Raw genomic sequence first — 26,636 nt, 5'->3', positions numbered from 1 at the left:
TGTCTGCGCAGTCTATGGTCAAAATAGAAAAAGAGAGCGGCATTTACGCCGACCCGCTTCTTCTATTAATCTAAGTGCCATCATCGAATGCTGCCGCTTTCGCCGCAATGATGTTGGCAAGCGAGTGCCCAGCACGCCGACTGTTGGCACCATGGATGTAATGCTGTTCGGTGATCGCGAAGCTGTTATGCTGAAGGAGATCTTTTGCCGCTCTGATGTTCTTAGGATCAGCGGCAGCGAGGAATGACGCGGCCCCGCGCCGAAAACCGTGAGGAGAGATTGCCACGCCAAGGCGGTTCTTTGTATGCTTGCATAGATAGCGGCGCACCATTTTATCCGTCATCGGCCGCTCGCCATACGGCCACATCCCCTTATGGGCATGGGAATTTGGGAAGACCGGCCGATAGATTTCAATATATTCGTCGACGTACCGACCAAGCTCAGACTGGATCTCGAAATCTTCGGAAATCCCCGTCTTGACCATGTCGGCTGAAAGATAGACCCGCCACAGCCCACCGATTTTGACCACCTGTTCGCCAAGGCGCAGGTTCGTAAATCCTGAACGTCGCATTGGCGCGACGGCCAAGAACGCAATCATGAGCCCATCGCGAAACTGTTCTGCCTGTGACAGGATAACACGCGGCAACAACGCCGACTTGTTGCGAGCGTCTTCCATCAATTCAAGCCCGAGACGGTAGAGGTCAACGCTTAAGACGTAAGGCTTTGGTGCCCGAACCGCCCGCTTGCGTACTCGTTGGACGAGCCCAAAAAGCCAACTCCAATCGTCCCTAGGCATCGCTGCGGAAACAGTATGGTAAAGTCTTTGAAGCTCGATACCAACTGTCGTCTGGGTGCTGTTCACTCCCATGGCAAGCGTATACCCCTTGATAGTTTCGCGGGTGACCCGCGCGCTCAAAGGTTGATCAAGAAGCGCAGGATGCGACTTTCGCAAAAAGCCGAGCCAGTGTCCGTAAGAATAGCGACGTGTGCGAATAGTTGTAGCAGAGAGTGAGACCCAAGGGCCATCATCAATCGGTCCTTCCGCGGTCAGGCTTTCGAACATCATGCGATCTTCAGGCGGCCATTCATCGAATGGCAGCCCCTTGTTCATATGTTTAGTCATCACTTCGTTCCCATCTTCCGACGACGGCGGGGCGCAGCGTCCTCGCGCTCCATCGTCTGTTCAATGAGTTTCGCATGATGCCGACCAGCACGACGCGAGCTCAGTCCCGCATAGAAGGCGGTCGAGGTTTCCACGCTCTTATGACCCAGCAATTCCTGCACCAGGGTATGAGCGCCCGGATCGTTGTCCAAAATCATCTTCGCGCAAAGGTGCCGGAATGCGTGCGGGTTCATGCGAAAACCGACGTACTCTTTGAAATAGGCCTGGATAAGATACCGGACCTGCGCGAAGCCTTTCCCGATACCGTCCGTGCGGCAGAACAGTGGTTCCGGAGAGCGGCCAAGGATCTCCGGCGCGATATGCTCGTAGTATTCCAAAATCATCTGAGCGACGTGATCGGGAATATCGAATGCGATCTCACGATGTGACTTGGTGGCTTCCATCGGGATGATGATGCTCGACGTACCTCTAGGTCGCAGAATGATAGTCTTTCCGAAAGTAAGCTCGGTAAGGTTTGCAAGCCGGAGCGGCATGACCGTCAGAATACCAATGCCAAGTGCTGCCTGAGCCTTCGCCAAACGCGTGCGATCAGAAAGGTCAGCGTCATGTTTTACACGCTTCCAGATCGCTGTAGGTGCATTGACCAACCGCTTCAGGGTATTCGGGTCGTCAAACTGCGAGACAAGTTTCATGTTTTTATTGGTCATGGTTGCTGTCGGCTTCTTGATGCCCGCGTTCTTCATTTTAACCCGGAGGGAATCAACGTGCGGCTTGTCGCAGCCGAGCCATGCGTTGGCGAGCTGGATGAGCAGGCTAAGGGTCGAGAATGTTTCCGCAAGCTGTGCGGATTTGTCGACGGCTTTCATGGTGTTTGCGATGCATTTGAAAATTTTCGGCTCCACCAGCACAGCAATCCCGGTCAGGCTATCGGGCGATACGCCCGCGTCGACCAAAGTGGAGGCTACGCGATGGATGCGACGCAGATAATTGTCGGCCGTACTCTCGCTCACCGGGCGAAGCCGTGCGTTGTCTGCAAAAATGTCTTCCCCGACAAGCCAAGCGCGGTAGCGCTTTGCATCATCCTGGAATGACTGAGGGAGGTCGGACATCGCGGTAGAGAGGCGACGCAGACGAGATGGGGGCGTTGCCATCCCCTGAAGCCCCAGATCAGGGCAGCGGATCCGCAACTCGTTCCAGTAACGACCGGTTGCACGCATCAGCGCATGCTGATTAGCACGGCCTGACGTCTTTTCCGTATGCTGCACGAACGCACTGAAGTGTGTAGTGTCAGCAACCTGCGGCTGGAGGTCGTTGTCGTTGAGGTAGTGGACGAACGCCCACATAGTCGCTTTCTCGTGGAGCGAGGCAACACGCGACATAACGACCGACCATGCCGGCGACAGTGGCTTGCGGATCTCCCGGTAGCGTGCGAGTTCGGGCACGAGACCGCTCTGTTTCATCCCATGCATAACCAAGTTACGCATGTTCGTGATCGTCGCCCGCTTTACGCCATGAGCGGCGGGCTCGATTGTCCGCAGGACTTTCATAAGCTCTGGCATTGTCGCGGGAATGTCCTGGAGTGCGACCCCCGAGTACCGCCAGACGCTATTGAAGGAGTTCTCCATCCGGCGGCGCCTTTCAACACTCATTCCGGTCTGACTGCGGACGGTGGCGTGCACGTCAGCCAAAGTCGGCCGGTTCTTGCGATCTGTGGTCATGATGTTTTGCTTTCTGTAAGCGCAGGAGCTCATTCATCGACAAATTTGCCGATGTTGAAAAAGCCGCTGATGTGGTTGATTGTTTTAGATCATAGCTTTCGGGCCGATGTTCCGGCCAGAAAGCAGGGTTAGTGAGCTACAACTCGGCCAGTACGCCGGCGATCAAGACCAACGCTCGGCAGGCGCTTTGCCAGAACTTCAAGCTGTTCGAGGTGGTTGAAATCTGCTGCCAACCATTCACGTGCGGTTGTGATAAGCACGAGTGCTATACAGTGAGCAGAGGCAGGCGACTGTGCGAGAGCAGCCTCTGTAATCTTCTGAAAAGCAGCCGGTACAACCAGATCCGCCAGACCCCAGATGTCACGGAGAGGAACGCCTTCCTGGACAAGGTATCCAATTGCTCGATCGAGATACTGTCTCACCGTCATCCGGTTGATCCGCAGCAGCGGGTGTGCCTTAGACAGTTCGGTGATCAGGCCGGAAGAGCAGGCCCACTCTACGCAGAGATAGCGTTCCGAGATGAGGTTTGATGAGTAGTTGGTTGGTTCAACGGACGACATATTCACTCCTTTCTTCATAGGGGAAAATTCCCTTTTTTTGCTTTTGCAAGAATGGCAATTTGTGTGGAAACGGTCTTTTACTATTCAAATATACGCGTATTGAAATGCTCGCTCCCATTTTGCTGTTTTTGCTTAGACGTTGCGGTCAAGTTCCGTGAGTTCCAGCGCAGCTACTTCATACAAAGCAGTAACGTGCCACGATGGCAGCGGCGACCAGTCCTCAGCAATACCGAGCAGCAGCGAGACCAAGCGCAAGCGCTCAGTAACGTCGAGGCTGCGTCGGGCCTGGTGAATGATCACCGGAAAACGGCTCAGTGAGATGAGATCATTGAGTGACTTAAGGTGGGACGCGGCGATCCCTGAGTAGCCAAGCAGCTTCATCGCATCATTAATTGCGGCCTGCATCTGCAATGCGTCGAGCTTGGAGGTGGGACGGCGTTCCTCGAGCTTCGAAATCCAGTTGGTTGCCAATGCCCACTGCAGGAAGAAAAAACAGTCGTCCCCAAAGGGCTCGGACTGCTTCCAGGGATCTCCAAATTCGAGGATGGGCAAGCTCTCGTAGTGTTGGTCGAACATTATTTAATCTCCGTTTCTCTAAAGCTAAAAGCGTGGACAGTGACAGCTTCAATTACAACCCAAGGCAGCTTTCGTAAGCCGTTGCAAAATAATTCCGAACCGGTCGTTTCGTCATCTTCACCAGTTCTGTTTCTAAATTTGCTTAGTGAGCCCCTTTTGGCAAGCACATAGTAAAGTAATGGTTAATCTGAGAAACGGCGCAAATCTTAGATTACTAGTGCCTGATTACCCATTTTTTAGAACTTAATTTCTTCCCTGTCGCATTATGCGATATCATTTTCTCTTATTCCTAAATTGCCTGTAGTCACTCGCCTCGTAACATGCGAGGCGCCGTAAGCTTTCTCTTGCATGTGACCGAGAATTATGATCGTTAAATTAAACAACTTCTGGGTGCATGTGGTGACTGGAAGTTGCTTGTGATTATTACTCCGCCAAGAGCACATGGCTCATCCACCAGACTAACTGCTTAGTTTGTGTCGTATTCTTCGAATTGGCCCTGGCCCTGAACTGGAATACGCGTTGGCGCAATGCGAGATCAACGCGATGTCAACGGAGCAGGGGATGTTTGCCATGGGGACACCGGGATACGGCTTTAGTGCTCAACTCGGCAACGCGATCACCAATGAAGTCAGGCGCCAGGAATACATTCGACGTTGCATGGTACTGAATGGCTGGATGCAACGCCCAGGTTCATCTGCCAGGGCAGGGGCCAACAGTTACGAACACCCACGACGATGCAGCTGAGTACGCCACAGCAGCGTCGTCCACCAACCCGCGTCGTCGCGGGGCAGTAAGACCCTTCCTGGAATAGGGTTCGATGATATTTGAGCATAGAGTTCGCAGGAAGAGACGAGGCTCGGAAATTCCGACCAGTATTTTCGAAATTCCTGCGAAAATTTGCAGGGTCCCCGGCCCTTCTATTTTCGCCGGTTTCGGTTTCAACCTTAGCTGCCGAGGCATTGGTGCATTCAGCTTCGGATCTTGGCATTCACGTTGTGAATCGATCCCGTCTTACCGATTCAAAACTGTCGTCGGACCTGGACTCTTTCGCACTGGCACCAATGATTATTCCACCCATGAGCGGTGGGATGACTTATCGGACGCTTACACACTTATTCCGAGACCGCATCAATTGTGCGACGGCTGTCAGTCCGCGATTTCCAAAACCGCGTTCAATACCGCGTTCGGTTCGAAACCTATGACCTGAGCCAGTTCCAGGAACTCGACGACGTCGACGCGCCGCTCTCCACTTTCGATATTGGCAATGTGTGGCTGGTGGCGGTTGAGTGCTTTCGCCACGTCTGCTTGGGTTAGCCCAGCGGCTTTGCGCTGCTCGATAAGCAGTTCCACAAGCCGTCTGTGTCTCGCTGAATGTAGCGTCTTCGTCATGGACCACCGAGCTGTTGGACTCGGCGGTAATCCGCTTTTTGGATTATCCAAAAATTAGATATTCTACGGCATGTTCATTCCAGCTTATGGGGATGGGCAATGAACAAACGAAATATCATCTACACTACGATCGTTGTCTTGTGCGCTGCCGCTCTAGTGGGATGCCAGTCTGTGTCGTACTCTCGAATTGGCCCCGGCCCTGAACTGGAATACGCGTTGGCGCAGTGCGAGATCAACGCGATGTCAACGGAGCAGGGGATGTTCGCCATGGGGACACCGGGCTACGTCTTTGGGGCTCAACTCGGCAACGCGATCACCAATGAAGTGAGGCGCCAGGAATACATTAGACGCTGCATGGTACTGAATGGCTGGAGGCAAGGCCCAAGCTCAGCTGCGAGGGCAGGGGCCCACCAGTTTCGAACGCCGACGACGATGCAGCCGAGTACGTTACAGCAGCGTCGTCCGCCAACCCGCGTTATTGCCGGACAGTGAGACCCTTCTCGAATAGGGCTAGATGAGGTTTGAGCATAGAGTTCGTAGGAAGAAACAGGGGTCGGAAAATTTGGCCAGGATTTTCGAAATTCCTGGGAAAATTTGCAGGGTCCCCGGACCATCTATTTTCGCCGGTTTCGGTTTCAATCTTGGAGGCATTGGAGCACTCAGCCGCTGATCCTGACATTCACGTTGTGAATCGATCACCTCTTACCGATTCAAAACTGTCGTTGGACCTAGACTGGGTTATCTCCCATTCTGACTGCTATGAGCACCCAACAGTTTCAGGTTCACCTCGTCCGTGTGGATCGTAGTCGCAACATGTGCCGGTTCTACAGAGTGTCAATTGAACCAACACTGTTCGGAGACTATGCGGTAGCACGTGGCTGGGGGAGGGTAGGGTCCCATGGTCGCCTGAGGATTGACCTGTTCGCTGAACAATCTCAAGCTTTACAGCACTTTCTCGACATGGTGAGACAAAAGCGCGGCCGAGGATATAAGACGCGGCCTCTGAGATCTGTCGATCCACTGATGCACTATCGCCCGAGAGCCGCCAAGCTGAGAATGTTTCAAACCGATGAAAGCTCTTGTCTGGCAAGCTGCAGTTCACCTGAATGAGGACATTCTTGAAATCGGATTTCCAAGCTTAGGCGAGGCGGTCAAGAGGGGGCGAACGCGGTGACTCGGTAGTCACGTGCGCCGTTTAGCCGCCCCAGACGCGAAGTGGCTATCCCACGGAACTATCGAGCAACAAATTTGTTGCCGTTTCCACGCTAAGTAGCGCGTCCAAAAAAACGGGAGAAATGCCGTGAGTGAAGCTGAGAAACATCCGGAGCAAGATCCCGCTGAGGGCTCACGTGAGACAATCGAGCGTGATCTGGAACGACAGGACGACAAACACCAGCGTCCGAAAGACAACGATGGTGACGAGGCGTCCAACACGTCTACTTCGAAGCAGTAGCTGCCGTGAGCGTATCCATGTGCGATAGCGTACCGCGAACTGACTTAGTTCCACGCGGTATGTCTACACACAGCGATTTATCTTCGGCAGTTGGAGGATTTGCGATGACACCTGATGAGCGAGTGCAAGATAACGAACTTCGGGACATCATTGATCAAAAGCTTACTTTGCTTGTTCGCGAACTAGCAGACGCCAACTGGAGCGTTGATGAGGTCGTCGTGGTCATCGACGCTGTCTTAGAGGCCAAGTGGCTGCCCCAGGCGAGAGCGTTACAAGCTGCCCGAAACAGCGGCTCAGAGAACTTTGTTTCAGACGGCAATGAAGGTTAAGTCCCCAGGAGTGATCGTGCCAGCAACATTCCAGATAATTCCCCTCAGTTCGACCGACCCTGAAGGCAGCGATACTGAAAATGAGCCAAAGCTTCTATTCACGGACGCATTACAGACTGCTCGGGAGTTAAAATCTCAAGGCAAAGCGTTTCGTGTGTTCTTCGACGGAGATACTCTAGAAGATCAACGTCGGGCCTTCCGCGAACTCGGTGCATTGGAGTGACGCATGTATCGGTGTCGTCGCCTTAGCGTTTCGGCTCCAGTCCTATCACCCACCCCACTGCGTTCTGCTGCCCGGTCGCGCTTCAGGCCGAGGAAGCCTGAACGTTCGGGCATATCGGTCTGCGAGACAAGTCATTGTTGGCTTAGAAGCGGTACCGCTGTCGCCATCCCAGCTCTGATCAAGCACAGATCGTCACCTACGACGAGGCGTGCGCGCCTCCGATGAAACTGGCAGTGGTCGCGCAAAAAGTACATCGCTCTCACTGATGAACACCTTGCCCCCGATGTCCTCCCCGCGAGATATCGCGGCAGCAGCCAAACCAGTGAGGAGGTTGGCATTAAGCGTCAGACGTCGCAACGACATCTCTGGCGGGTTGGCAATCGATCTGATCGCTTCGCATGTCACGATCACCGACCAGACCTGCGAGCCGTCAGTCACCGCGATCTGTCCGTTTTCGTGGTTCGCACAGGGTGATTTCGGTATGGCCGATCATATCAACTTGCCTTCCTGCTCTTGAGGTCGTCCGCGACAGATTTGCGCAACGCGTCCATGATGTTGACCACGTTCGACGCGGGAGCAGGCGCTTCCTTTGTCTTCGAGGACTTCCTTGTGGGCTTTAGGGTTGTCTTCTTTTCCTCGATGAGCTTCAGCAAACTTTCCTGTATGGGATCGCTCACCATCTTGGGCGACCATCTCGCGGACTTTTGCTTGATCAGCTTCTGCACGAGCGGGATGAGGTCGGGTTCCGCTTCGTCGTCTATGTCTTCGAAATAGGCCTCTTCCGGCCGTACCTCGTCCCCAAAGCGAAGAGACCAGAGAACAATGCCATTGTCGCGTGGCTCCAGCACGACCGCCCGTTCGCGACGGCCGATCACCAGCTTGGATACACCGACGACGTTGTCGGCTTTCATCGCATCACGGATGACGGCGAAAGCCTCGTGGCCGACGGTATTGTCAGGCATCAGGTAGTGCGGTTTTTCGAGGTAGACCCACTCGATGCTTTGCGACGGTACGAACTTCTGGATGTCGATGGTCTTCACCGTATCGAGCTGCACTGCGTCGAGATCGTCGTCGGTCAGGATAACGTAGTCGTTCTCGCCGCGAGCATACCCCTTCGCCTCGTTTCGGTCTTTCACGGGTTTCCCGGTGACAGAGTCGATGTATTGCGAAACGACACGGTTGCCCGTTTCGCGGTTCAGCGTATGAAACCGCACCTTCTCGCTTTCGCTGGTTGCCGGGGTCATGGAGACCGGGCAGGTCACGAGCGATAGCTTTAGGTAGCCTTTCCAGTAAGGACGGATTGCCATCGTCTCTCTCCTAGCTTGCCTTGCGCTGCGGGGCGGTCTTTGAAGCGGCGGACTTCACGACCGCCCCACGCGCCGCACGTTTGCGACCCGTGCCAGCATTGGCATTGGCGGCCGTGCGTTCCGGTTTTGGTTCGGCAGCTTTCAGCAGCCCTGCGCTCTCTCGAAGGGCGGCGAGCAGGTCGTTCGGCTGCGAGACCTCTATCTTCTTGCGCTTGGGAAGCGCCTTGCCCTCGACCTTGGCCTTTACCAGTTCGGCGAGTGCTGCCTCATATCGGTCGTCGAAGGTTGCCGGATCGAATGTCCCCTTCTTCGTGCTGATGATGTGCTTGGCGAGATCGAGCATCTCGCCTTCGATCTCCAGCTTCGGCATGTCCTCGAAGGCCTTCGCGCTGGACCGAACTTCGTAGTCGTAGTTCAGCGTGGTGGCGATCAGGCCCTTGCCGTGGGGACGGATGAGAACCGTGCGCATTCTCCGGAAGAGGACGGTCCTGGCGATGGCTGCGACCTTCGATTTCCTCATGCCGTCGCGCAGTGCGGCGAACGCGTCGGAGCCCATGCGATCTGGAGTGAGGTAGTAAGGCTTGTCGAAGTAAACGTCGTCGACGTCTGAGCAGGGGATGAACGCCTCGATTTCGAGCGTCTTGTCGCTCTCCGGGATCGTGGCGGCCACCTCGTCTGGATCGATGACGAGATATTGTCCGTTTTCGATTTCGAAGCCCTTGGTCTGGGCTTCCTTAGGCACCAGCTTTTCGGTCTCGCTGTCGATGAAGACGCGATTGACGCGGTTGCCTGTCGCCGAATTGATCGTGTTTAAAGTGATGCGGTCGGAGGTGGAGGCTGCCGTATAAAGCGCTACACCCGCTGTGACCTCTCCGAACTTGAGGAAGCCTTTCCACTGCGCTCGATGACCTGCCATACGCTTTACTCCGAATCACCTGGTTGGCGACTCCAATCGGATTCGAAGTGATTCGTTCCGAGTCAAAACGAATCATTTTTCAATGGCTTGAGCGGATATCTTGCGAGTTTGATTCAGCGTGGTTTCGTCATGCAGGCTTACCGTTTGATCTCAATCGGTTTCCAGATCACCTGGACGCTTTTGGGATCGGGATCGAACAACTCGCAAGTGACTTTCATCTCGGTCCCGTCGCAGGCGCTGCACCTGAACTTCAGTTTCCAAGGGTTGGCGTTCCAACCTTTGTACTGGGCGAGGTCACGCGCCAGAAACCTGCCTTCGCGACCGCATGGGCGGCATGCCGCAACGACGACCATGTTGTGCCTGACGGCTTCGGCAAGTGTTCTGAGATTCCCGACCATGACGAATAATTGGAACGGATGCAGAACGGCGTCAACCTACAAGCCAGCATCGCAGTCCGTTATACCTGACGGCCAACCCGGCTGTGGGAATCACGGCGGCCATTGCCGATGCGTCGACACGTGATCGTGTCGTTGACCTGTCTACCACCGACGTCCTATTCGGGCGTTGGAGGGACCTATGCCCGAATTGATACCGGACGAGATTGAAACGCTGCGCATGCTCGCTGGTCAGCTTCCGCGACGACTTGGGTCGAAGCATGTCCTCTGTATAGAAGAACTTGCGTCCTTCGGTCTGTGCGCTTCTGTCGAGCCTCACCGTCTGACGGACAGAGGCATTCTCTGCCTCGAGGCAAGCACAGGAACGGTTGACCTTCGATCCCGCCGGGTCGCCTAGCGTTCAGAGGGTCAGATATGGCCGTTGCTCACGTATGGCGATCGGTCCACAATGGCGTGCTGCGGTTGCCCGCCCGAGGTCCTAGCCTGCAGCCGAGGCTCGCTGCGGACGGACCACGCTCCAAGCGGGCGGCGAGCCTCGCTTCTCGTCAATTAATACGAGCGGTTGCGCGGTCGGTCCAGGGGCTCGAAGCGACATACTGCCCTCGGTACGGCGGGTACTCTTGAAGAGCGGATCGCCGCCACCAAGGTCGGCTCGCCTTCATCTGCTCAGCCATGACAGATACGCGACTATACGCTTAGCGATGTCTGTTTCACTACGGCCGTTCGACGAACCTTCAGCCGAACAGGTCTTTCGTCAATGTCGGAAGGCCCCCAAGGCCACCTACCTCCGTGTAACGCGGCAACACCATCATTCGGTCTGCGGGCAGGGGACGTTGAAGGGCCTTTGCCTCGCTCCATGGCGCGGTCATCCAAATCTCGCATTCTTCCTTCGTCGTCAGAAGGACGGGCATAGCTTTCGGATGGATAGGTTGTACGATCTCGTTGGCATCGGTCGTAAGGAAGGCATAGAGGTCATGTTCACCCTCTCGGGGTGCCTTGATCGGGCCTCGTGCGCCAATCCACTTCGTATGAATGCCTGCGAGCATGAATAGCGGCTTATCCTCGCCGACGACGAACCATCGTAGCGGCTTCTTTCCCGTGGCCGGGTCAGCCGACTGTTCGTACTCGCTGAATGCCGTCGCGGGAACAAGACAACGGTTCTCGACGCGGAGCCACTGCTGCCAATGGGGAATGAATGTCTTGCGGACGTTCGTAACACCCCTGTCGGGCTTGCCGTCAAGATGCACCTCGGGCGTCGGCATGCCCCACGTCGACATCGTAAGCTCGCGCTCGCCTTCGGTGTCCACGCGGATGATCGGTCCCTCGCGATCGGGATGGACGTTGATCGACGGTGGCAGGTTTCCTTCCCTGAACCGCGTGATGCTGATGAAGTCCCTGATCGCCTGCTGGTTGGTCGTGACATTGTAGAGGTTGCACATGCCCGTCTCTCCGTGTCGTGCTTAGATATGCGGCCACGCTGGAGTATCAACAGCGCTTTCAATGGCTAAATGACGGCGGAGCGTCATTAACATGAAGGCGGCGTCCCGGCGCTTCCGAGTAAGACGAGGCCTTGATCTAGGGATCTTGCGCGACAGATAGCAGGCTGATCGATGGGGGAATGCATCCGATGAAGACGCTCGCAAAGGCGGTTACCGCCTCGGTTCTGGTCCTGATCCTTCAGGGTTCGGTCCCATATCTTTTGGGGACATCCGCCGTACAGGCCCAGTCGCCACCCGATGCCACCGTATCTGACGCGGCGATGGGCAAGATGAACACGTACGTCGAGTTTCTCAACCAAACCCTGCGCGCGTCCGAGTCGCTACAGCGTTACGACAGTTGGGTCGACATGAAGAAGGGCCCGACCGGCAAGGAGCGCATCATCTATGGCATGTACTCTCTATACGACGTGAGAGAGTTGGCGGGCAAAGCCTTGGCTTCCGCTCAGGAAGAGCCAAAGCTGCCGGAGCTTGACGCTGCCATGACAGCCTATGTCGAGACCTACCAGCAACTGGCTCCCGTCATCGAGCGGGCGAACAAGTATTACGAGCGCCAGGACTATAAGTCGGACAAGATGGCAGACGGTAAGGCGTTCCATAAGGACATCGCTGCCCTTTCGCCCGTCTATGAAGAACGCCGGAAGACAGTGGACGCCGCATTGAGGACCGAAAAGGTCAAGCTCGACCGCGCATCGCTGCTCGCGCTCGAAAAGGCCGAGGGTAAGAAATCGCGCTGGCATGTGCGAAACGTCATGTTCCGGGCAGAGGCCGTGATGGACGTGATGCCGACAAACGAAAAGCCCGTGGTCGCCATGCCTGCATTCAGATCAGTGCTTGCCGACTACGCTCAGTCTGTCCGGGAGTTCGACGACTACGCGCTGCAGCATCCCAACTCATTCCACGTGTTTGAGTCCAGCCCGGCGTCGCTCCTGTCCAAGCTTCGCAATTTCGACGAAAAACTTGAGATGGCCAAAGGCGACGCCCGCAAAGGCGCGGGCGACGATCTCGAATGGTTGGTCTCCGACTACAACACGATGGTCTCCACCTCAGAGTCCGCTACGGTGTTTGCCAAGGACTAAGACTCAATTACGCCATGCGCTGACCTCCGTTACTCAGGCGCTCGCTCCCTACGACGGGACGGCGTTCTCCGGCCGTATCAGGAGAGGTGCCGAGGATCGGGTAGCCGAGGCATATGTGACGGGTCGGGTCTTCTTTGGCAGCGATGGGGACGAAGGACGTCTCGGGGTCGGTCGACGGCGACGACGTGTTTTTTGCCTGAACCGAACAGGCGCTCCCGAAGTAGTTACACCGCAAGGTGCGGGTAGCTACCGCAGCATTTTGATTTAGCGGACCGTGTCAGCCCATCTTGGCGGAACGATCTCCGATTACAGGTCCCCGGTCTGCGCCCTTGTCCCGCTAGCATTGGATGCGCGCCGCCTGGCCTCCTGATCGTTTCATTCAGCCCTATCATGGCTCCTCTAAACCCTCGTTGGCGCACGCAGCGAGAAAGTGCGGACGCGACAGTTCCGGGTCAACGCCGTTCAGGAGGGCGTGCTGGCAGAGATCGACCGCACGGACGTAAACCCTGTCCGACCTGACCGCGCACGTCCTCAGATACCGCAACGCGTCAGCCGGACCAAGGATGGTTGCGTTCGATGACGGCTCTTCTCCGATGATGACGACGGGCGCCCTCCAGCGCGCGTGGAAGTCGACTACGATGATATTCATACCGACGTCTCCTGCCGTCGCGCTTACTGTCTGAGCAATTCCACGACCATGGGTTCGTCGACACCTTCGACGCCTCGGGAAGCGGGAACCTCGATGTCGAAAATCTCGTGGAGGACCGCCAGTATCGAAGCGACCGATGCAGACTCGCTTCTGTAATAGATCGTCTGGGCATCGCGTCGCGTCTGCACTAGGTGGGCGTTTCTCAGGATGGTCAGATGCTGCGAAAGAGCCGACTGCCCCATACCCACCATTTGGGCCAACCTACCAACCGAGGTTTCGTTTCTGCTGACGATATCCAGGATGAGCATACGCTTCCCGTTCCCGATCAAAGTCAGGAAGCTGGAGGCCTGGGCAATTTCCGTCGCCGAGGGCATGGTCAAACGCATCGTGTTATCTCCGGGCGCACGACGTCCTTCCCTGGTATGAGAAGGCAGGTCTGCGCATGATGGGCCAGGAAGGTCTGGTACGGGACCATTCGAATTCGATGGTCACGGACCGGAACGGCAGATTGTCTTTTCCGACCTGAAGCGGTCAGCTATCGTTGATCTGCGCGCGGGACATCGCCTCGAACCTCGCGACAATCAGGTCGAGGTCGTATGGCTTCGAGTAGAACTGAGCCGACGGGGCAAGTCGACTTCGTATGGCTTGATACGGCCCGATGCGACTACTATCCCAGCCTCTGGGAACCGCGCCGCCACCTCGTGGGCGAGATCAACGTCCGTAAGACGGCCGGGCATCTGGATGTCGGTAAACAGAAAGTGGATGGCACCGTCGTCCATCGTATTCATGGCGTCGTCGGCCGTGCCCGCTTCGATTACCTCGAACCCCGCATCCTCGAGAGCGTCGGTCACCGTCATCCGGATCGGGACTTCGTCCTCGACCACGAGTACTCTGCGCATGCCCTACTCCCTGTCTGTGGCGGGACAACAGAACCGTGCGGTTATCGTTCCTAAAAGAAAGTTGTTTCGCAATATTACTTTCAACCGGGAATTGACGGGCGGCTTCCCTTCTGTGCCGAAGGCGGCTTGACGGCTAGATGCGTCGAGGCGATCGCGTGGGAACTCCGACAAGCGTCCAGACGAAGGCTTAGGCGCCGTTCAGGTCAACCAGATATCAGACGGTCCGGGCACCATCGCTGTGTTTCCGTCCGACCGCCATCATCTCCCTGACAACCGGATCGTTATCGAGGAATTCAGGCTCGACGGTCGCGCCGACCGCGTCGAAGTAGCGGCTGACGAAGTTTCTGAACGAGGCTGCCAGCGCAATATCGGCGATGTTGACATCGGTGAGACCCACATCCCGCAACCGCTGTATGTCGGCTTCCTTGATCATGGAAGCGTCGCGGGTGATCTGCTGCGCATACGCAAGCATTTCGACCTGCTGTTCGGCCAGCCCTGCGTTCCGGTAGTCCTTACGGATGGCAAGAACCCGATCACGGCCAAGTTCGCTCGACAGGCTGCGGAAATAGACGTGCGAACAATAGCTCGATGGCACGTCTACCGCCACGACGAACGTGATCAGGCGAAAGTTCAGGAGCCCGAGTGAAAAGCCGTCGCGTATCTGGTGGAGCAGGTTCTCGATGGGTACGATAACATCCGGGCGAGCGGACCAGCACTGGGTAGCCTGCATGACCTGTCCCATCGAGAGGATTTCCGCCTTGTAAAGCGCGGCGATCTCGCCTGTCGCATCGCTTGGTTCGACCGTCTTGATGAACATCGGGTGCCTCCGTCTGCCGAGATACGCAAGATATCCTAAAACCGAAAAGATGCCACCTGCATCGGTGATCAAGCGGGTTAGCCATCCCGCAGAGCATCTTACATGCCCTCCGCTGAAAGGCTGTCCCTAGATGTCCCCGACGCGTAACCGCTTCCGCACTTCCGCGAACAAGTTTATATGGCAAACGGCTGCCTTGTTTTTTGATTTCCCAATGCTGGTCGTCGAGCGACGGATGGTAAAACCAAGGATCAAACCGGAGACGAAGCATGTTCACCCACGTTATGATTGGCAGCAACGACCTGGAGCAGGCTAGGCGCTTCTATGATGCAACGTTTGCTGCGTTAGGCGGAAAGCCCGGAGATATGGATGAAAGAGGGAGACTGATCTACTTGCATGAGGGCGGTCGGTTGATGATCACGAAGCCGATCGACGGCGAGCCAGCGACCGTTGCAAACGGCGGGACTATCGGTATCTCGGCTGCGGGCCACGATCACGTACTGGCCTGGCATGTGGCTGGAACCCAACATGGGGGTACCGCGATCGAAAGTCCTCCTTCCAAGCGACCTAACGGATCGTTCGTTGCTTACCTTCGTGATCCGGACGGAAACAAGCTGACTGTGCGGTCTCAGCCGACGAAATGAACCAACTGCCGCTATCCCTCCATCCCGCTGCACTCTTCCGAAGTCCTATTATGGCGGGCTTCGAGTGCGGCCTTGTTCATCGCGGCCGGCACGACCTTCTTGTCACCACCGGGCACACGGCTGATGCGCGGTTAGCCGACCATTTCCGTATTGTTCGCGACCACGGACTTCTCACGATCCGCGACGGCCTCGTCCCCGGACACCACGCGCTCTCTCGCCTCGTTGCAGCACGAGACGCGGGCGTTCAAGCGATCTGGGATCTCTCCCACTATCACCGCAATCAGGATCCAGTTCGGTGCGCTCGTATTGCGTCCGAGGCGGCACTTGCGGTGAACGGAAATGAAAAGCTGTGGCTCTGTCCTGTCAACGAGCCGTCGCTCTATCCGGTGATCGCCGGAATGCCGCGTCACGAGGCTGTCGAGATGGCAGTGGTGATGGCAAAGGTCGCTCGGGTTCATCATCCCGATGTCGGAATTCTAACGAACGACCCTATCACGGGAGTGGGGGAGCGCCAGTTCGAGGCAACAGACGCAATCGTTTCCGCGGTCGATGTGGACGTCGTCGGGGTGAACTATTACCCGCATACGGCCCGAACGTCGCTCGTGAAGGTCTTGCTTGCGACATGGAGACGTTACCGCAAGCCGATCATGGTGTCGGAGACAAGCTGGCACGACGGACATCCGATACACCACCGCCGATATCCGGGCCTCAACAAAGGCGGCTGGCTCCGGCACGTGCTGGAGCAGGTCGATATCGCGGTGTTCCATGGCGCTGTCATAGCCGGGGTGTGCTGGTATCCAATCGTCGACTGCCCTCCGTGGCATCGACCATTCTCTGGTGACCGCTGGAGCCACGGCCTTATACGTTCTGACCTGTCTGTCGACCCGAACCTCTCCGCTGAACTTGCCGCCATACGCTTTCGGGCAGCGGCGTAGTCCTGGCTGAAACCTGACCAGGCCGATGGGCGTTAACATGGCGATGAGCGCCAAAGCTACACCAGACGACGTCGAACCGACGACTGAAGCCGACACCAGGCTCGGTGCTGATGTCAGCTTTCCGTTCGATAGAATGACCGTGGAGCAGTTCCGGAAACGCTTCCCCCGTGCACGGTGGAGTGAAGCCCGCCAAGCATGGTTCGTCCCAGGCCTCACTGCCTCTCGTCGTTTCACGCGGTGGCTCGCGGAGCTGGAGGCGGAAGCCGATGCATTCGCCGACGCGAAAGGCAGGGACGCATTTGAGTTCGATCCGATCGCGAGCGTCTATCTTGAGCTTGGAAGAGCGGGATTCCGGATCAACACTCCCTATTCGAGGACAGTCGTCGAGAAGCTTCGCGAGATTCCCTACTCGCGGTGGGATAGCGACCTCAAGTTATGGCACGTTCCCTTTCGGTCGTACCGAGAGCTCAAGGATCGATGGCCAGAAATCGAGGAAGCAGCGCGCCGGAACGAACCAGAAGAAAGGCGACGCCGCGCCGAAGGGAGGAAGGGTACCGAACAGGAAGCGAAGTCGAAAGCGCGGACCGCGGAGCGGAAGCGACGACGCTATCCGGTAAACATCGACAAGCTACCGCCACTCGGCCGTGTCATCGCGGTCCAGTATGGACTCGTTGTCTTCGAACAGATCACCGGGGAACTCGTCGAACCGGATGTCGTCGGCGAATTCTACCCAGGCGCCACCGACGACCACGTCTGGGGAACATGGCGGAAACCTTCGTTTGAAGAGCTAGTGCAGGCGTGGCCCTCGAAGACGCCTGCGGCCGATGGAGCGGAATGGTGGCAACCGACTATTGAGGAACTGCGGCCCGCTCGACGAGCGGCAAGCCGGAAGAGGTCGGAACAGTCATCGCACTAATCCGGATCTGGCGCCTATACGGCGATGATCAATCTCTCAATACCGACAGACGTCTGATGGCCGTGACTTAATTGAAGAGGTTGTCTCGGCGACTTCTTGCAAAATGCAATCCCACAGCGAGTTGGCAGACGCCGGTGTCGCGCTACGTTAGTTGGATCGGCAATCGAGGTTGGAATGAAGCAGATTGATAGAATTGCGAAGCGAGAGGAAACTGATCGCGCGGCCTACGAGATCCTGGACAAGGAAGCGTCCGCACGTGAGCAAAAGACCGACCGGTTGCGAAAGCTGAGAATGTCGCGGGAAACCGAAAAACGACACAAGATTGATAGCGACAAAACGTCCTGAGAGGCCGCAACCTGTCAAGCCGAGCGTCATGAGCGGAACGGAAACGGCGATCTGATGCTCCGCACTCCTTTGCCGACCGGACAGATGGTCCGTGTCTACCGTCGCGGTCCCCGCTGGATCGAGGGCACCCTCGCAGTCGTGTATGGAGCGGCAAGCATGGAGCTGCTTTCGCGCTTATAACTAAGGAACCTTGATGACCCTGTTTCAAGGACTGTCGGCATTCCCCATCACCCCCACTGACCAGGCTTGCGTTGTCGATACGTCAGCATTGGCGTTCATTCTGAATCGTATCAACGAAGCGGGTGCGAATTCCATCGGACTGCTCGGCCGCACCGGGGGGTACGCGCTCTTGTCTCGTGATCAGCGACGTCGCGCCGTGGAAACCGCGCTGGCGACGGTCGGGGGGAAGATACCCGTCATCGTCGGTGTCGGTGCTCTTCGGACGGATGAAGCTCAGGCGTTGGCAAGGGATGCCAGAGAGGCAGGGGCGGATGGCCTTCTCCTTGCTCCTGTGTCCTACACGCCTCTTACCGAGCAGGAGGTCTATGAGCACTACGCGGCAGTCGCTGACGTCGGACAACTTCCTTTGTGCGTCTACAACAACCCGAGCACCACGAAATTCACGTTCAGCGTTGGACTGATCGAGCGGCTTGCGCGGGTTCCAAACATCGTGGCCATAAAGATGCCGCTGCCTGTCAACGGAGATTACTTTTCCGAGATGGCCACTATCCGCCATCACACGGCGTCTACTTTTGCGACTGGCTATAGCGGGGACTGGGGTGCTGCCGACGCGCTGCTGGCAGGAGCCGACGCCTGGTACAGCGTTGTCGCAGGGCTTCTTCCATCGGAGGCTTTGGCTCTCACCAGAGCGGCTCAATCCGGCGACATAGAGCGAGCGAAGCGCGTCGACAGGGCGTTCGGACCGTTGTGGTCTCTGTTCAAGGAGTTCGGGAGCTTTCGTGTTATGTACGCAATCGCAGAGATAGTTGGGGTAGGAAGCTTCGAGCCGCCCCGTCCAGTTCTGGGGCTTCAACCTGAAGCACGCGTCCGGGTCGCAGAGGCAGTCGATGGACTCCGTACTGCGGTCAACTTATAGGCTACGCATTAGGGTGGTCAGTCTAATAGATACATTGGAACAGGGCAGCGCCGTCCCCGACGAGAGTCAACGATCCAAAAAATCGGCGCTTGTCCGCTGGTACGCTTCATCGGCCACGCTGCCTGTGCCGCAGGCTGCGGGACCTGTCGCCTTCTCATTCGTCGCGCTCAGCCTTACTGGAGATACCAGGGGCGGCGCGGCTATGATTTTAGCCATGACGGTGGCGCAGATGGTCGGCGCTGTCCCGTTGGCGCGAGCCGGAAAGAACCTATCGGCCGCGACGATGTTCAGGCTACTGGTCTGCTTTCGCGCCGTAGCTCTAGCCGCGATTGTTATCGGCGCAGAATATCACCTTCCGTTCGCATGGCTTGTGCTGTTCGCCGGGGTGGCAGGCTTGGTCTACGGCGCAGCCTATGGCTATCTGCGATCATTGCTGAACCAGTTCGTCCCAACCACGCGACTGCCAAGAGCGCTTGGGATTGCGTCGACGCTGAACGAAGTAACGTTCGTCATGGCCCCGGTAGCGGCGTCCGGGCTCTCGACTTATTCACCGATAGTTTCGCTCGTTGCGCTGATGATCTTTGGGTCATTGCCTGCGTTCTTTGTTCCATGGACCGGTGTGCACCGTGTAGATGCATCTCCAAGATTTAGCGGCAGAGTTTTTACCCCCGGAGTGCTCGTGTGGTTCGCGTGTGCTGCAGGAGGTGGAGCGACGGTCGCCGTCATTGAAATCGGAGCCGTCGCGCTGGCACTGAACTTTGGTTACGAACCCGCTCTCGCTATTCTGTTCACTGTGCCGCTCTGCATCGCGTCCGTCGCCGGAGGCATCTGGATAAGCGTCCGAAATCGCATGGCCTCGCGAAAGGTCTTGCTTGTTCAGCTTGTCGTGATGGCCTGTGGGTCAGGGCTCGCAGCAGCCAATCACTCGATGGCGGTAACCATTGCTGGAACGGTGCTCATAGGTGCAGTGCTCACGCCTCTTGGCACCTACTACTCGCTAGCTCTGGATGCTCTGGCCCCTCCTGAACGACGACCGGAAATCTTCGCGCTCCTGCGGACTTCCCAGGCAGTCGGCGTTGTATTTGCAAGTGCATTGCTTGCGTTGGTGGGGCTGTCAACGGCGATGGTCTGGGTGACCGCGCTTATGATTGCCGTGACTACCATGGTAGCAGTCGCGTCTCGTTGATAAGCGTTCGATGTATTGGTTAACGTTAGGTTGACTACGTATCTAATATCTTGCAACCAATCTCGGATTGGGGCGTACACTCGCTTATGACCAACGCTTATTTGAGATTATGGCTCTCAGCGGCTATCGAAGCAAAAAGCCATAGGCAGATGTATGCAATCGCTTTGGAGATCCGGGAGGCCGGAACTCTGGCTTCTCCGGAGATTCGGAAGGCGGCTCGAAATCTCGCTCGTTCGCTCCACGGCGTAATCGAACTACCAATTGCAGACTCAAGCGTTCTAGCAAAAGCTGACCGACGGTTCGCTTTTTTGTGCGAGCTTGTGAAGAAAGCTGCTTCTGGAACACCGCCAAGTCTCGCTGCGTAAGCGAGTTCTTGTGAAAGTACGTATCGGCTGCCGCAGATACTTCCAACCACAGTAGGGAGTGTGCGCCGCGCAATGAGCAGGAAGGCTTTGGCCTAGCGCTCGATGTCGCCGGTAGCGCAGCCGTCCAATCCGATGAACTCGGATGTATATAGCTGGTTCCATGCTGTGGATACTCCGACAAATCGCAACCTACCGCATGTTGTTGGAGCCGGATACCCAAGGCAGTCCGCATTCAGCGAGACTCTAGCTACGCGAACCAGCGCAGACACCCTTGATCGCCTGATTGGCAACTAAGCGCCCGCCAAAGCATTCAGTGTAATCAGAGGCCCATGGTTATTTAGGTGAGGGAGGTCGCTCGCGCGATGGCGTACCCGCGCCGCGTAGTGTTCAAATTAGATACCCCTATGCTCAGTTGGGGTGACAAGAGCGATTGAGGCCCGCATCTGTTGTGAATTTTCTCTTCGATAGCGTTGACTCCTTTGCTTAGAGGGGCGAGAACATAGAGCGAACAAAATCAACTCACGTCACGTTTGAAGATGATACACACTACCCAAGCCAACGCGCCTGATGAGATTGAGAACGATCTTATAGAAGTTATCCTCGCTGCGCACCACGGCGATGCCGTAGTAGCCTTACGTGAAGTTATTGCTGATGCGTCCTTTCTACATGAGCAACTGAGGACGGCATCGTCGTTTCTCAGCTACGGAGCGGCGAGGGGATGGCGGCCGAAATTTACCCGAGAGTGAGCGTTCGACGCAGGTGATGGTCCTAATGGAAGATATTAACGACGTTCTTACGCGTGAACCAGAAGGACCAGCCAGTGCCGTCGAGCCGGCTCGCCGCCCATGGCCTGGATGTCAGCTGCTCGTAGCGCTTCATCGAGCCTGGAGCATGCCCGACAATGACACTGATTAATTCACTCACCGTCATCTTCTACCGAAAACCTGCCGCCAGCGGTTATGAGGCTCTAAAGTACGGAATTCTGTGGCGTAGCGATCGTTTTCATGACCATCCTTGAAATCTCAAATTTCTGGAGATGGCATGCCAAAGTTCATTCTGCATATTCAGGACGGTGTCGAGGCAGAGGTCGAGATTGACGTCGCGAATGCCCACACGGCAGTGAACGATGGTTATAACGCGTTAGCCATTTTTGTGGCTCGTAAGTTTCCACCTGCAGAGAGCATCACCATAACGGTGTCTGACGCCTCGCGGGGACTTATAGCGGTACTAGGGTTCACCTTCTCAGTTCAGTACGCGCCTGGCTTCCTGTCCTGAGGAGCAAACAGGCGACACTCCAATTGAGAATGTCGCCTGCTCTGCGGTCGCTTTAGGCGGCGGACCTTACGACCGCTGAGACTTAAGCATCTCTAGCCAGAGACGTTCCCCTTCAGAGCCCATGGTACGATCCCGTACAATCGTGAGTTACTGTCATTTTCGACGAGTGTTGCTATCGTCAGCGAAACATTGAAGGCTCATATGACGACTGAGAGACGCCGTGAGATATTCGAAGCGGTCCGAAACAGAGCCCACGCACTTGGATTGCAATTCGAGGACGATCCCACGTACCTAAAAGCTGTCGAAGAGTGGATTGTCGGATCGATCACGGCAGAGAGTCTTCGAATTCACTACCAGGAGCTTCTGGCTGGTCGCGAGAAAGAGAGGCGATTAGCGTACTTCGTCAAGCACTGTCTCCAAGAAGTCTGATGATGACCAAATTCGGTTTCCGCGTGAGGCGGTGTCGACGGGATAAATTACCGAGCGCGGCGGACCTCACGTCTCCGAGCGGATTCGGCGCGGATTTGGATCGAGGCTGATCAGGACGGGGATCGCTGGGACACGGACCGTCGAGAGGTCTTATCGTCCTACGGGCTTCACGGCGGCTTTCAAAGCGCCACTGGCTGCGACGCAGGATATCGGGTCGTAGCGCCTGCTTTCCGAGTATTCCGGCGTAACCTGTAGAGGCAACGACACAGCTCGGCTGCGATTATGACCTGTTATCCATACGGCGTTGCAGTTGGAACAATTTCGCTCGTTGTAAATTCTCAGCTGCGATAAGGAGCGTCGCATGGATATCGCCAGGGCAACGCTGGAAAAAGATCACCGGGAACTGCGGGAGATCATCCAGCAATACGAGGCCGCTCATGGGTTTGGCGGCGAGGGTGACCCTCAGTATTCATTTTTCCTTTCGTGCCACAGAACAAGGCTTCTCGAGCTGGAAAACGAATTGTCAACTCGCGACTGAGGACAGCGACTGCGGGTTCGGACACTTGAAGGCGCTGACGGTAGACAGGCGTTAGCCGTCCGTTGGCTAATCGAATTCGATGCCGCGAATGCGCGTCTGTCGACGCTAGAGGAGGAACACCAGCTGGCTGTTGCCGCGAGAGAGCGCCCAGACGATAACTGGCCTGTCGCATTCAGTGATCAGTCTATGACTTCGTAGATCGTGATTTCGTCCGAAGCTTCCCTTACGCCCTTAAACGATGCATGTCGGAGTTTTCCGTCGCCTGTCCACGCGCGGTATTCGATTTCGGCGGCGATGATCGGTTCGACGTAGACGGCCGACTTTGCCTTCACGCGGATTATCGGTCGCTTCGTAGCGATCGCGTCGAGCTCTTTCCTAAGCCGACGCGCGACCGCATCCGAGAAACCTGTCCCGACGTTTCCGACGTAGACCAGGTCGTCGCCCTTGCGTGCAGCGAGCATCAGGCTGCCGATGGCGCCCGTGGACGAAGTGGAAGGCTCGTAACCGATGACGACGAAGGTGTAGGCCTGAATGCATTTGACCTTGCGCCAGTCGCCGCCACGTCCCGACCTGTAGGGCGCGTCAAGCCTCTTCGCAACGATTCCTTCGAGGCCGAGTTCCGCCGCACTCGCGAACAGAGAGGCCCCGTCGGTGTCGAACATCTCGGAAAGTCGGATCGCATCCGAGCCGTTCTCCAACAGCGGGTCGAGCAGCATGCGACGCTCTTCAAGAGACAGCATTGATATGTCGTGACCGTCGAGATACAGGAGATCAAAGGCGTATAGCACCGTGTCCGAGGACACCTTCCTGCCCCCTCGGCCACCGAGAGACGCCACGAGCAGGTTGAAGTCGCTTCGCCCCTGTTCGTCTAGGATGACAGCCTCACCGTCCAGTATCATCGTCCCCGGACCGAGCTCCCTGACAGCCTTTGCGAGGGTTGGAAATCGGTCGGTCCAGTGGTGTCCGCCGCGCGTCAGAATGCGGACCTTGCCGCCGAGTTCAACATGCACGGCGACACGGTAGCCGTCCCACTTCACCTCGTAGCCCCCCGCCGGGCCCTCCGGCGGCTTGCTTGCCAGAAGCGCGAGACAAGGCTCGACGCGGGCGGGCATGGGGTCGAGAGGTAGCTGTGGCTGGCTTGGATCGCGTGGCTTCCGTCGGCCCCCGCGTAACGGCGCGTCGGGCTCGATTTTCAGGCTCTGAAGTCTTGGGCGATCCGATGGTTTCCTTGCCATGATCGCAAGGAGACCACGGAAAGGTTAAAGAACGGCCGGCTCGCACTTCACCTGTCAGGGAACTTCGCGAATCCTGCCCAGTTATCGGTGACCACTTAAACCAGGGAGGCTCAGATGGCAACGACAACACGCGGGCGCAATCAAGACAGGGCACGGGTCGCCGCAGGGCAGGACCACGAGGTCGCATACGAGGCGAAGAAGGAAGGCGTATCCAAGGCGAAGGTCAAGCAGACAGTTAAGGAAGCTGGCAACAGCCGTGCCAAGGTCGAGGACAAGCTGAAGAAATGAGTGATGGCGGGCAAAATGTCGTTGACCAGAAGAAGCATCAGGCCCCCGGTGTCTCGTCGATCCATGATGTCCAGAGAGCCGAAGTCTCGTTAATGGTGACCAGGCATAGCGGCCTAAGGGCGGAGGTAGAGATCACAAACCGGGGAGTGCTATCGGTCGCGGCGCTGGTTTCTTCGATCCTGCTTTCGACAGCTGTCCTGGTCCATGTCGCTGTGCTCGCTGGCCGTCGGAGGCATTAGTGCCAGCCGTCTATGGTTCTCACGACGGGCAACCGTTAGAGGGCGTAGAAGTCGTCCCCGATGATGTTCATGCCGATATTCCCGGTTCTCGTCCTTACCCGCTTATCCCGTGACGAGGATCTCGTTCGCTATCTCTCCGTCGCGAGGCGAGGGCACTGCGATATCGAATAGCTCGTAGAGCGTCGCAAGGATCATCCTGACCTGTTCGGAATCGGTTCTGTAGTAGATGGTGTGCCCATCGCGTCGGGTCTGAACCAGCTCCGCGTTCTTCAGTATAGTCAACTGCTGTGACAGCGCCGACTGTCCCATGCCCAACATGACCGCCAGCTTGCCGACCGACGTCTCGTTTTTGCTGACAATATCGAGGATGAGCATACGCTTCCTGTTGCCCATGGCGGTCAGGAGGCACGCGGCCATGGCGATCTCCGCCTCCGAAAGCTTCGTCGTATGCAATCTGGTCTCTCCTGGCGCACGACGATCTTTTCCAGTTGGGATGTAGGTCTGCCGTTGATGTTGCTGAATAGGTCGTCGTCTTCGACGTCCGCCATATCGAACGTCAGGAGTTGCGATACGACGTTGTGAAACTTGCGACGCCATCCCCCGCTCTCGTTGTGGCGGGAGAACAGAACCGAGCGGATTTCGTTCCGCAACGAAACTCGGCAACGAAAAAAAACAAGCAGACTGCCATTGAAGTTCCGCGAAGCTGCAGCTCATGCTTCGAGAACGATTTAGCTAGAAACCGCTGCCTGCGGATCGAAGATGTGGGTGATAGCGATCCCGGCGGCGCCAAACTGAATGTAGTATCAGATGACCCAGGCCGTCACCGGTAAGACCGTCGTCCTTATCGTCGACGACGAATCTCTGATACTGATGGGCACCTCCGACTATTTCGGAGAATGCGGGTTCTAGCCGACAGAGGCCCTAACCGGGGACGGGGCGTTGTGAATTCTGTCGTCCCGAAGCGATATCGACATCATATTCACTGACGTCAACAGGCCGGCAGGCTCGACGGGCTGGCGCTGTCCCGTCTGGTGTGCAGCCGATGGCCAACAATTCGCACGGTCGTGACGCCTGCGAGAGTAGGACCGGAAGTAGCGGACCTTGCCGACCATGTCGAGTTCATTCCGAAACGTTACGATCTCGAGCGGGTCGTCCAGTTGTTCGGCGCCGATCGCAGAGGTGTAGATGATCGGGGTCCCCGTGCGTACCAGGAGGCGTCCGATCGCCCGGTTAAATCTACACGTTGAAGTGCCGCGAAAACCACCCGCCGACGAGTCGGGATGGACAAATCTGCAGGAACCTTCGTGGGAGTTCGCTGGACGTTGCGAGAGTGTGGGCGAAACTGGCTCGCCGTCATTCATCCCGGCGAGCCGAGAGGCAGTCTCCCCCCGGAACCTCGGTACCTTATTATGGCTTTCCCTAAGTCCGGCATGAGTGGTCTCGCGGCTTGGTGCGTCTTTACTGGTCTGTGAGGAAGCGGGGCTGCACTGTGCTGCTGCCCCTCTTCCTCGTAGAGTTCTTATAAGCCTTCGGCGTTCTGATTGACGACAGATGTCGCGATCGAAGTCAGAGCCAAGTCGGTCGCCTGCTCTTCGTCCAGCGTTGCCTGAAGAAGGCTGGCCGCATCACTTAAGCCGAGCTCCAGCGCCCAAGTCCGCAATGTCCCGTAGCGCGACATTTCGTAATGCTCTACAGCCTGCGCCGCAGCCAAGAGCCCTGCGTCCAGCGCGGGGGAACCCGCATATTCCTTCATGATCTCGTCGCCTTCGTCGGTGATGCCGAGGATAGCGGCGCATGTCTTCGGCTCGGGATCCTTGCCAATGATCTTGAACACCTGTTCCAGCCGCTCGATGTGAACCTTAGTTTCGGCGAGGTGCTGGGTGAAAGCATCTTTGAGGCTTCCATTCTTGGCAGCTTCGTTCATCAACGGTAGGGTATCGACGATCTTCTTTTCGGCGAAGTACACGTCTTTGAGCGTGTCATGAAAAAGGTCTGCAAGATTCTTGGTGTCGGCCATGGTTCTGTTCCGTTCTCAAAAGGGGAAAGAAAGCCGCCGGGAATTTCCGGCGGCCGCTTTGGCTTACCCGTCACTTGGTGGCGGGAATGCCGAACGAGACGACTGACATTCCGCGGCGATCATAATTATGATTTTTGTCTTGGTCTGTCATGGTTGCCGCCTCGTGGCGCTGGAGAAACCCATCGGAATTCGATATGTTCCG

General features: G+C 56.7%; 30 protein-coding genes. 14 read left to right on the top strand and 16 right to left on the bottom strand.

Going from position 1 to position 26,636, the window contains the following annotated elements:
- Positions 1 to 70: 70 nt before the first annotated feature.
- From G6K99_RS22425 to G6K99_RS22405, 5 genes are all read right to left on the bottom strand, one after another.
- A complete protein-coding gene (locus G6K99_RS22425; RefSeq protein WP_174198018.1) occupies positions 71 to 1,123 on the bottom strand; it encodes a site-specific integrase in 1,053 nt (350 codons plus the stop codon).
- The gene (locus G6K99_RS22420) at positions 1,123 to 2,841 is read right to left on the bottom strand and encodes a site-specific integrase (protein ID WP_174198017.1); all 1,719 of its coding nucleotides are present in this window, start codon (positions 2,839 to 2,841) and stop codon (positions 1,123 to 1,125) included. The genes G6K99_RS22425 and G6K99_RS22420 overlap by 1 nt, the downstream gene beginning before the upstream one ends.
- Positions 2,842 to 2,969: 128 nt before the next feature.
- Positions 2,970 to 3,419, bottom strand: coding sequence for a hypothetical protein (locus tag G6K99_RS22415; RefSeq protein WP_174198016.1), 450 nt, complete (start codon positions 3,417 to 3,419; stop codon positions 2,970 to 2,972).
- 114 nt (positions 3,420 to 3,533) lie between these two features.
- Entirely contained in the window at positions 3,534 to 3,977 is a 444-nt protein-coding gene (locus G6K99_RS22410; RefSeq protein WP_174198015.1) for a hypothetical protein, read from the bottom strand.
- A gap of 1,146 nt (positions 3,978 to 5,123) precedes the next feature.
- Positions 5,124 to 5,327: a helix-turn-helix domain-containing protein gene (locus tag G6K99_RS22405; protein WP_371816272.1), complete on the bottom strand. Its 204-nt coding sequence runs from the start codon at positions 5,325 to 5,327 to the stop codon at positions 5,124 to 5,126.
- Positions 5,328 to 6,125: 798 nt separating this feature from the next.
- Between G6K99_RS22405 and G6K99_RS22400 the strand changes: the two genes are divergently transcribed.
- From G6K99_RS22400 to G6K99_RS22390, 3 genes are all read left to right on the top strand, one after another.
- A complete protein-coding gene (locus tag G6K99_RS22400; RefSeq protein WP_174198013.1) occupies positions 6,126 to 6,476 on the top strand; it encodes a WGR domain-containing protein in 351 nt (116 codons plus the stop codon).
- A 447-nt stretch (positions 6,477 to 6,923) separates the two neighbouring features.
- Complete coding sequence (locus G6K99_RS22395; protein ID WP_174198012.1) at positions 6,924 to 7,148, top strand: hypothetical protein; 225 nt, start codon at positions 6,924 to 6,926, stop codon at positions 7,146 to 7,148.
- A gap of 16 nt (positions 7,149 to 7,164) precedes the next feature.
- Positions 7,165 to 7,371 (top strand): hypothetical protein, encoded by a 207-nt coding sequence (locus G6K99_RS22390; protein WP_174198011.1) that lies wholly within the window; start codon positions 7,165 to 7,167, stop codon positions 7,369 to 7,371.
- A 494-nt stretch (positions 7,372 to 7,865) separates the two neighbouring features.
- On the opposite strand, the gene G6K99_RS22385 is transcribed toward G6K99_RS22390, so the two are convergent.
- Together G6K99_RS22385 and G6K99_RS22380 are read right to left on the bottom strand one after the other, a co-directional pair.
- Complete coding sequence (locus G6K99_RS22385; RefSeq protein ID WP_174198010.1) at positions 7,866 to 8,678, bottom strand: Ku protein; 813 nt, start codon at positions 8,676 to 8,678, stop codon at positions 7,866 to 7,868.
- 10 nt (positions 8,679 to 8,688) lie between these two features.
- Entirely contained in the window at positions 8,689 to 9,594 is a 906-nt protein-coding gene (locus G6K99_RS22380) for a Ku protein (RefSeq protein WP_174198009.1), read from the bottom strand.
- Positions 9,595 to 9,617: 23 nt separating this feature from the next.
- Here G6K99_RS22380 and G6K99_RS22375 point away from each other — a divergent pair, with 23 nt between their 5' ends.
- Complete coding sequence (locus G6K99_RS22375) at positions 9,618 to 10,001, top strand: hypothetical protein (RefSeq protein ID WP_174198008.1); 384 nt, start codon at positions 9,618 to 9,620, stop codon at positions 9,999 to 10,001.
- A 722-nt stretch (positions 10,002 to 10,723) separates the two neighbouring features.
- Here G6K99_RS22375 and G6K99_RS22370 read toward each other — a convergent pair.
- Positions 10,724 to 11,428, bottom strand: a complete 705-nt coding sequence (locus G6K99_RS22370) for an SOS response-associated peptidase (protein ID WP_174198007.1) — start codon at positions 11,426 to 11,428, stop codon at positions 10,724 to 10,726.
- A gap of 188 nt (positions 11,429 to 11,616) precedes the next feature.
- Here G6K99_RS22370 and G6K99_RS22365 point away from each other — a divergent pair, with 188 nt between their 5' ends.
- Positions 11,617 to 12,564, top strand: a complete 948-nt coding sequence (locus G6K99_RS22365; protein ID WP_174198006.1) for a YiiG family protein — start codon at positions 11,617 to 11,619, stop codon at positions 12,562 to 12,564.
- 388 nt (positions 12,565 to 12,952) lie between these two features.
- On the opposite strand, the gene G6K99_RS22360 is transcribed toward G6K99_RS22365, so the two are convergent.
- The 4 genes from G6K99_RS22360 to G6K99_RS22345 form a co-directional block, all read right to left on the bottom strand.
- Entirely contained in the window at positions 12,953 to 13,213 is a 261-nt protein-coding gene (locus G6K99_RS22360; RefSeq protein WP_174198005.1) for a DUF982 domain-containing protein, read from the bottom strand.
- A 23-nt stretch (positions 13,214 to 13,236) separates the two neighbouring features.
- On the bottom strand, positions 13,237 to 13,599 hold the full coding sequence (locus G6K99_RS22355; protein WP_174198004.1) for a helix-turn-helix transcriptional regulator: 363 nt from the start codon (positions 13,597 to 13,599) through the stop codon (positions 13,237 to 13,239).
- A gap of 195 nt (positions 13,600 to 13,794) precedes the next feature.
- The gene (locus tag G6K99_RS22350) at positions 13,795 to 14,112 is read right to left on the bottom strand and encodes a response regulator (RefSeq protein WP_174198003.1); all 318 of its coding nucleotides are present in this window, start codon (positions 14,110 to 14,112) and stop codon (positions 13,795 to 13,797) included.
- A gap of 214 nt (positions 14,113 to 14,326) precedes the next feature.
- Positions 14,327 to 14,929 (bottom strand): alkylhydroperoxidase, encoded by a 603-nt coding sequence (locus G6K99_RS22345; RefSeq protein ID WP_174198002.1) that lies wholly within the window; start codon positions 14,927 to 14,929, stop codon positions 14,327 to 14,329.
- Between the two features lie 266 nt (positions 14,930 to 15,195).
- Between G6K99_RS22345 and G6K99_RS22340 the strand changes: the two genes are divergently transcribed.
- The 6 genes from G6K99_RS22340 to G6K99_RS22315 all read left to right on the top strand — a co-directional run bounded on the left by G6K99_RS22340 (position 15,196) and on the right by G6K99_RS22315 (position 20,048).
- Positions 15,196 to 15,570: a VOC family protein gene (locus G6K99_RS22340; RefSeq protein WP_174198001.1), complete on the top strand. Its 375-nt coding sequence runs from the start codon at positions 15,196 to 15,198 to the stop codon at positions 15,568 to 15,570.
- Between the two features lie 50 nt (positions 15,571 to 15,620).
- Entirely contained in the window at positions 15,621 to 16,505 is an 885-nt protein-coding gene (locus G6K99_RS22335; protein WP_174198000.1) for a glycosyl hydrolase 53 family protein, read from the top strand.
- 43 nt (positions 16,506 to 16,548) lie between these two features.
- Positions 16,549 to 17,421, top strand: coding sequence for a hypothetical protein (locus G6K99_RS22330; RefSeq protein WP_244631598.1), 873 nt, complete (start codon positions 16,549 to 16,551; stop codon positions 17,419 to 17,421).
- Positions 17,422 to 17,595: 174 nt separating this feature from the next.
- Positions 17,596 to 17,766: a hypothetical protein gene (locus G6K99_RS22325; RefSeq protein WP_174197998.1), complete on the top strand. Its 171-nt coding sequence runs from the start codon at positions 17,596 to 17,598 to the stop codon at positions 17,764 to 17,766.
- A gap of 193 nt (positions 17,767 to 17,959) precedes the next feature.
- Positions 17,960 to 18,862 carry a dihydrodipicolinate synthase family protein gene (locus G6K99_RS22320; RefSeq protein WP_174197997.1) on the top strand — a complete coding sequence of 301 codons (903 nt, stop codon included), beginning with the start codon at positions 17,960 to 17,962 and terminating at the stop codon, positions 18,860 to 18,862.
- Positions 18,863 to 18,896: 34 nt separating this feature from the next.
- Complete coding sequence (locus tag G6K99_RS22315) at positions 18,897 to 20,048, top strand: MFS transporter (RefSeq protein WP_174197996.1); 1,152 nt, start codon at positions 18,897 to 18,899, stop codon at positions 20,046 to 20,048.
- Between the two features lie 1,133 nt (positions 20,049 to 21,181).
- Here G6K99_RS22315 and G6K99_RS22310 read toward each other — a convergent pair.
- Positions 21,182 to 21,337, bottom strand: a complete 156-nt coding sequence (locus G6K99_RS22310) for a hypothetical protein (RefSeq protein ID WP_174197995.1) — start codon at positions 21,335 to 21,337, stop codon at positions 21,182 to 21,184.
- Positions 21,338 to 21,454: 117 nt separating this feature from the next.
- Here G6K99_RS22310 and G6K99_RS22305 point away from each other — a divergent pair, with 117 nt between their 5' ends.
- Together G6K99_RS22305 and G6K99_RS22300 are read left to right on the top strand one after the other, a co-directional pair.
- Entirely contained in the window at positions 21,455 to 21,688 is a 234-nt protein-coding gene (locus G6K99_RS22305; protein WP_113112088.1) for a hypothetical protein, read from the top strand.
- A gap of 790 nt (positions 21,689 to 22,478) precedes the next feature.
- Positions 22,479 to 22,655, top strand: coding sequence for a hypothetical protein (locus tag G6K99_RS22300; protein ID WP_174197994.1), 177 nt, complete (start codon positions 22,479 to 22,481; stop codon positions 22,653 to 22,655).
- Between the two features lie 179 nt (positions 22,656 to 22,834).
- Here G6K99_RS22300 and ligD read toward each other — a convergent pair whose 3' ends face one another.
- Complete coding sequence (ligD, locus tag G6K99_RS22295) at positions 22,835 to 23,767, bottom strand: non-homologous end-joining DNA ligase (protein WP_371816271.1); 933 nt, start codon at positions 23,765 to 23,767, stop codon at positions 22,835 to 22,837.
- Between the two features lie 237 nt (positions 23,768 to 24,004).
- On the opposite strand from ligD, the gene G6K99_RS22290 reads away from it, so the two are divergent.
- Complete coding sequence (locus G6K99_RS22290; protein WP_174197992.1) at positions 24,005 to 24,178, top strand: DUF3606 domain-containing protein; 174 nt, start codon at positions 24,005 to 24,007, stop codon at positions 24,176 to 24,178.
- A 341-nt stretch (positions 24,179 to 24,519) separates the two neighbouring features.
- On the opposite strand, the gene G6K99_RS22285 is transcribed toward G6K99_RS22290, so the two are convergent.
- A complete protein-coding gene (locus tag G6K99_RS22285) occupies positions 24,520 to 24,870 on the bottom strand; it encodes a metalloregulator ArsR/SmtB family transcription factor (protein WP_162734815.1) in 351 nt (116 codons plus the stop codon).
- Positions 24,871 to 25,936: 1,066 nt separating this feature from the next.
- Positions 25,937 to 26,434: a ferritin-like domain-containing protein gene (locus G6K99_RS22280; RefSeq protein WP_174197991.1), complete on the bottom strand. Its 498-nt coding sequence runs from the start codon at positions 26,432 to 26,434 to the stop codon at positions 25,937 to 25,939.
- Positions 26,435 to 26,636 lie beyond the last annotated feature (202 nt).

Source organism: Neorhizobium sp. AL 9.2.2, from assembly GCF_013317225.1.
In the GTDB taxonomy this organism is placed as follows: Bacteria; Pseudomonadota; Alphaproteobacteria; order Rhizobiales; family Rhizobiaceae; genus Neorhizobium; species Neorhizobium soli.
The sequence above is the reverse complement of the archived record's forward strand: the minus strand, read 5'-3'. Positions and strand labels throughout refer to the sequence as shown.

Excerpts from the sequence above, each read along its gene's own strand:
- G6K99_RS22325 (WP_174197998.1), top strand. The coding sequence starts at position 17,596 with ATGAAGCAGATTGATAGAATTGCGAAGCGAGAGGAAACTGATCGCGCG.
- G6K99_RS22410 (WP_174198015.1), bottom strand. The coding sequence starts at position 3,977 with ATGTTCGACCAACACTACGAGAGCTTGCCCATCCTCGAATTTGGAGAT.
- G6K99_RS22385 (WP_174198010.1), bottom strand. The coding sequence starts at position 8,678 with ATGGCAATCCGTCCTTACTGGAAAGGCTACCTAAAGCTATCGCTCGTG.
- G6K99_RS22345 (WP_174198002.1), bottom strand. The coding sequence starts at position 14,929 with ATGTTCATCAAGACGGTCGAACCAAGCGATGCGACAGGCGAGATCGCC.
- ligD (WP_371816271.1), bottom strand. The coding sequence starts at position 23,767 with ATGCCCGCCCGCGTCGAGCCTTGTCTCGCGCTTCTGGCAAGCAAGCCG.
- G6K99_RS22300 (WP_174197994.1), top strand. The coding sequence starts at position 22,479 with ATGGATATCGCCAGGGCAACGCTGGAAAAAGATCACCGGGAACTGCGG.
- G6K99_RS22330 (WP_244631598.1), top strand. The coding sequence starts at position 16,549 with ATGAGCGCCAAAGCTACACCAGACGACGTCGAACCGACGACTGAAGCC.
- G6K99_RS22395 (WP_174198012.1), top strand. The coding sequence starts at position 6,924 with ATGACACCTGATGAGCGAGTGCAAGATAACGAACTTCGGGACATCATT.
- G6K99_RS22335 (WP_174198000.1), top strand. The coding sequence starts at position 15,621 with ATGGCGGGCTTCGAGTGCGGCCTTGTTCATCGCGGCCGGCACGACCTT.
- G6K99_RS22360 (WP_174198005.1), bottom strand. The coding sequence starts at position 13,213 with ATGAATATCATCGTAGTCGACTTCCACGCGCGCTGGAGGGCGCCCGTC.
- G6K99_RS22355 (WP_174198004.1), bottom strand. The coding sequence starts at position 13,599 with ATGCGTTTGACCATGCCCTCGGCGACGGAAATTGCCCAGGCCTCCAGC.
- G6K99_RS22340 (WP_174198001.1), top strand. The coding sequence starts at position 15,196 with ATGTTCACCCACGTTATGATTGGCAGCAACGACCTGGAGCAGGCTAGG.
- G6K99_RS22320 (WP_174197997.1), top strand. The coding sequence starts at position 17,960 with ATGACCCTGTTTCAAGGACTGTCGGCATTCCCCATCACCCCCACTGAC.
- G6K99_RS22420 (WP_174198017.1), bottom strand. The coding sequence starts at position 2,841 with ATGACCACAGATCGCAAGAACCGGCCGACTTTGGCTGACGTGCACGCC.
- G6K99_RS22415 (WP_174198016.1), bottom strand. The coding sequence starts at position 3,419 with ATGAAGAAAGGAGTGAATATGTCGTCCGTTGAACCAACCAACTACTCA.
- G6K99_RS22365 (WP_174198006.1), top strand. The coding sequence starts at position 11,617 with ATGAAGACGCTCGCAAAGGCGGTTACCGCCTCGGTTCTGGTCCTGATC.
- G6K99_RS22290 (WP_174197992.1), top strand. The coding sequence starts at position 24,005 with ATGGCAACGACAACACGCGGGCGCAATCAAGACAGGGCACGGGTCGCC.
- G6K99_RS22305 (WP_113112088.1), top strand. The coding sequence starts at position 21,455 with ATGCCAAAGTTCATTCTGCATATTCAGGACGGTGTCGAGGCAGAGGTC.
- G6K99_RS22380 (WP_174198009.1), bottom strand. The coding sequence starts at position 9,594 with ATGGCAGGTCATCGAGCGCAGTGGAAAGGCTTCCTCAAGTTCGGAGAG.
- G6K99_RS22280 (WP_174197991.1), bottom strand. The coding sequence starts at position 26,434 with ATGGCCGACACCAAGAATCTTGCAGACCTTTTTCATGACACGCTCAAA.
- G6K99_RS22350 (WP_174198003.1), bottom strand. The coding sequence starts at position 14,112 with ATGCGCAGAGTACTCGTGGTCGAGGACGAAGTCCCGATCCGGATGACG.
- G6K99_RS22370 (WP_174198007.1), bottom strand. The coding sequence starts at position 11,428 with ATGTGCAACCTCTACAATGTCACGACCAACCAGCAGGCGATCAGGGAC.
- G6K99_RS22425 (WP_174198018.1), bottom strand. The coding sequence starts at position 1,123 with ATGACTAAACATATGAACAAGGGGCTGCCATTCGATGAATGGCCGCCT.
- G6K99_RS22400 (WP_174198013.1), top strand. The coding sequence starts at position 6,126 with ATGAGCACCCAACAGTTTCAGGTTCACCTCGTCCGTGTGGATCGTAGT.